The 3,587-nt window shown below is 65.3% G+C and carries 3 protein-coding genes; all 3 read left to right on the top strand.

Translation table 11 applies throughout. From position 1 onward, the window contains the following. Nucleotides 1-1,223: glucose-6-phosphate dehydrogenase (gene zwf, locus EN925_RS28075; RefSeq protein WP_128337078.1), on the top strand; the 1,223-nt coding region annotated here is incomplete at its 5' end. Further along, nucleotides 1,205-1,921 carry a 6-phosphogluconolactonase gene (gene pgl / locus EN925_RS28070; RefSeq protein WP_127369260.1) on the top strand — a complete coding sequence of 239 codons (717 nt, stop codon included), beginning with the start codon at nt 1,205-1,207 and terminating at the stop codon, nt 1,919-1,921. The genes zwf and pgl, both read left to right, overlap by 19 nt. 72 nt (nt 1,922-1,993) lie before the next feature. Further along, nucleotides 1,994-3,587, top strand: a 1,594-nt coding sequence (gene edd / locus EN925_RS28065) for a phosphogluconate dehydratase (protein ID WP_128337077.1), incomplete at its 3' end; no start/stop codon positions are given.

Here is a 3,587-nt window from a genome sequence, read left to right as displayed (position 1 = left end):
CCTTTCTGGCGCCGCTGTCCTACGTCTCCGCCGATGCGACGAGCGGTGACGGCTTCGACAAGCTCAAGAAGGCGATCGGCGACAGCGACCGCATCCGCGCCTTCTACCTGGCGGTGGCGCCGGCGCTGTTCGGCGACATCTCGCACAAGCTGAAAGAGCACAATCTGATCACGCCGAACTCGCGCATCGTGCTGGAAAAGCCGATCGGCCGCGATCTCGATTCGGCACGCAAGCTCAACGACCTGGTCGGCGACGACTTCCACGAAAGCCAGATCTTCCGCATCGACCATTATCTCGGCAAGGAGACGGTGCAGAACCTGATGGCGCTGCGCTTTGCCAACGCGCTCTACGAACCGTTGTGGAATTCAGCCCATATCGACCATGTCCAGATCACCGTGGCCGAGACCGTCGGCCTGGAGGACCGCGTCACCTATTACGACAAGGCCGGCGCGCTGCGCGACATGGTGCAGAACCATATGCTGCAGCTCTTGTGCCTCGTCGCCATGGAAGCGCCGTCGTCGATGGATGCCGACGCCGTTCGCGACGAAAAGCTGAAGGTGCTGCGGGCACTGAAGCGCATCAACGGCAACGAAGCGCCGAAGCACACCGTGCGCGGGCAGTATCGCGCCGGGGCTTCGGCCGGCGGACCGGTGAAAGGCTATGTCGAGGAACTCGGCAAGGACAGCAACACCGAGACCTTCGTCGCCATCAAGGCCGAGATCGGCAATTGGCGCTGGTCGGGCGTTCCGTTCTATCTGCGTACCGGCAAACGGCTGGCGACGCGGGTTTCGGAAATCGTCATCGAATTCAAGCCGATCCCGCATTCGATCTTCGGCGACAGCGCCGGACCGATCTTCGCCAACCAGCTTGTCATCCGGCTGCAGCCGGACGAAGGCGTCAAGCAGTTCATCATGATCAAGGATCCGGGCCCGGGCGGCATGCGGCTGCGCCAGATTTCGCTCGACATGAGTTTCGCGCAGTCCTTCGACGGCCGCGCACCGGACGCCTATGAGCGGCTGATCATGGACGTCATCCGTGGCAACCAGACCCTGTTCATGCGCCGTGACGAAGTCGAGGCGGCGTGGAAATGGATCGACCCGATCCAGAATGCCTGGGAAAGTGCCAGGCAGGAGGCGCAGGGCTACACGGCGGGCACCTGGGGTCCATCGGCCTCGATAGCGCTGATCGAACGTGACGGGCGGACATGGCACGAGAGCAATTGAACAGCGCCGCCTACAGCTGGAACGGCTTCAGCGGGCGCCAGGAACTGGCGGCAGCCCTGGCCGGCCATGTTGCAGGCAGACTGACCAAGGCGATCGCCGAGCGCGGCACGGGGTTGCTCGCCGTCTCCGGCGGCACCACGCCGGCAAAATTCTTCGCCGCCCTTTCAGCGATACCCATCGCCTGGGACAAGGTGATCGTGACGCTGGTCGACGAGCGTTTCGTGCCGGCCTCCTCGCCACGCTCCAATGCCGGGCTGGTGGCCGCCAATCTGTTGCAGAACGCGGCCAAGGCGGCTCGTTTCGTGCCGCTCTATCACGAAGCCACCAGCATCGAGGATGCGGCCTCGTCCGACGATGCAGCGCTCCGATCCTTGCCCTGGCCGCTCGATGTCGTTGTGCTCGGCATGGGGCCGGACGGCCACACCGCCTCGTTCTTTCCCGATGCCGTCGACCTGGCAACGCTGCTCGACCCGTCTTCCGACAGGATCGTGCTGCCGGTTCATGCGGCAAGTGCGGGCGAGCCGCGGCTGACCCTGTCGCTGGCCCGCATCGTCGAAGCCGGCTTCATCGCGCTGCACATCGAGGGTGAGGACAAGCGTATCGCCTTCGACGGCGCGGTGGCGCCCGGGCCGCGAAAGCCAATCCGCGCCGTGCTCGACGCAGCGCAAAAGCCCGTAGAGGTTTTCTGGGCACCCTGATTCTCGATTTACACCGGGCCCGGCAAACGGCGGGAGGATGTTTCCGGGACCTCGCCTGAAAGGACCGATACCATGACCGCCAGACGCGACATCGAAGCCATCACCGAACGCATCCGCCAGCGCTCTAAGCCCGGCCGCGAGCGTTATCTCAGCCGCATAGCCGAGGCGTCGAACCGCGCCGCCAACCGGGCCGTTTTGTCGTGCGGCAACCTCGCTCACGGCTTTGCGGTGTGCAGCCCTTCGGAAAAGCTCGCGCTGGGCGCCGACAAGGTGCCGAACCTCGGCATCATCACCTCCTATAACGACATGCTGTCGGCGCATCAGCCGTTCGAGAGCTTCCCCGCGCTGATCAAGGATGCAGCCCGCGAAGCCGGCGGCATCGCCCAGGTGGCAGGCGGCGTGCCGGCGATGTGCGACGGCGTCACCCAGGGCCAGCCCGGCATGGAGCTGTCGCTGTTTTCGCGCGATGTCATAGCCATGGCCGCCGCGATCGGCCTGTCGCACAACATGTTCGACGCCGCCGTCTATCTCGGCGTCTGTGACAAGATCGTGCCGGGGCTGGTGATCGCCGCCCTCACCTTCGGCCATCTGCCGGCGGTGTTCATTCCGGCCGGACCGATGACATCAGGCCTGCCCAATGACGAAAAGGCCAAGGTCCGCCAGCTCTACGCCGAGGGCAAGGCCGGACGCGCCGAACTGCTGGAGGCCGAGTCCAAATCTTACCATGGACCGGGCACCTGCACCTTCTACGGCACGGCGAATTCCAACCAGATGCTGATGGAGATCATGGGCCTGCACACGCCGGGCGCGTCCTTCGTCAATCCAGGCACGCCGCTGCGCGAGGCTTTGACCCGCGAGGCGACCAAGCGGGCGCTGGCGATTACTGCGCTTGGCAACGCCTATACGCCCGTCGGGCGGATGATCGACGAGCGCTCGATCGTCAACGGCGTCGTCGGCCTGCATGCCACCGGCGGCTCGACCAATCACACCATCCACCTGATCGCCATGGCGGCGGCGGCCGGCATCGCCATCACATGGCAGGATATTTCCGACCTGTCGGAAGCGGTGCCGCTGCTGGCGCGGGTCTATCCGAACGGCCTCGCCGACGTGAACCATTTCCACGCCGCCGGCGGGCTCGGCTTCCTGATCCGCGAACTGCTCGACGAAGGCATCCTGCATGAGGATGTGCAGACGGTGTGGGGCGAAGGCCTGCGGCCTTATGCGGTCGAGGCAAAGCTCGGCGCCGACGGAGGCGTGGTGCGCGAAGCCTCGCCGCGGACAAGCGGCGACGAAAAGGTGCTGGCGCCTTTCAACAAGGCGTTCCAGGCGACCGGCGGCCTAAAGGTGCTGTCAGGCAATCTCGGCCACGCCGTCATCAAGACTTCCGCGGTGAAGCCGGAGCGGCGTGTCATCGAGGCGCCGGCCAGGGTCTTCGACAGCCAGCAAGGGCTGAACGATGCGTTCAAGGCAGGCACGCTGACCGGCGATTTCATCGCCGTCATCCGCTTCCAGGGGCCGAAGGCCAATGGCATGCCGGAGCTGCACAAGCTGACCACCGTGCTCGGCATCCTGCAGGACCGCGGCCAGCGCGTGGCGCTGGTCACCGACGGACGCATGTCGGGCGCCTCCGGCAAGGTGCCGGCAGCGATCCATGTCACACCGGAAG

This window comes from Mesorhizobium sp. M7A.F.Ca.US.006.04.2.1 (assembly GCF_004022915.1).
Taxonomy (GTDB): Bacteria; Pseudomonadota; Alphaproteobacteria; order Rhizobiales; family Rhizobiaceae; genus Mesorhizobium; species Mesorhizobium ciceri.
This window is presented reverse-complemented; position numbering and strand designations above follow the sequence as displayed.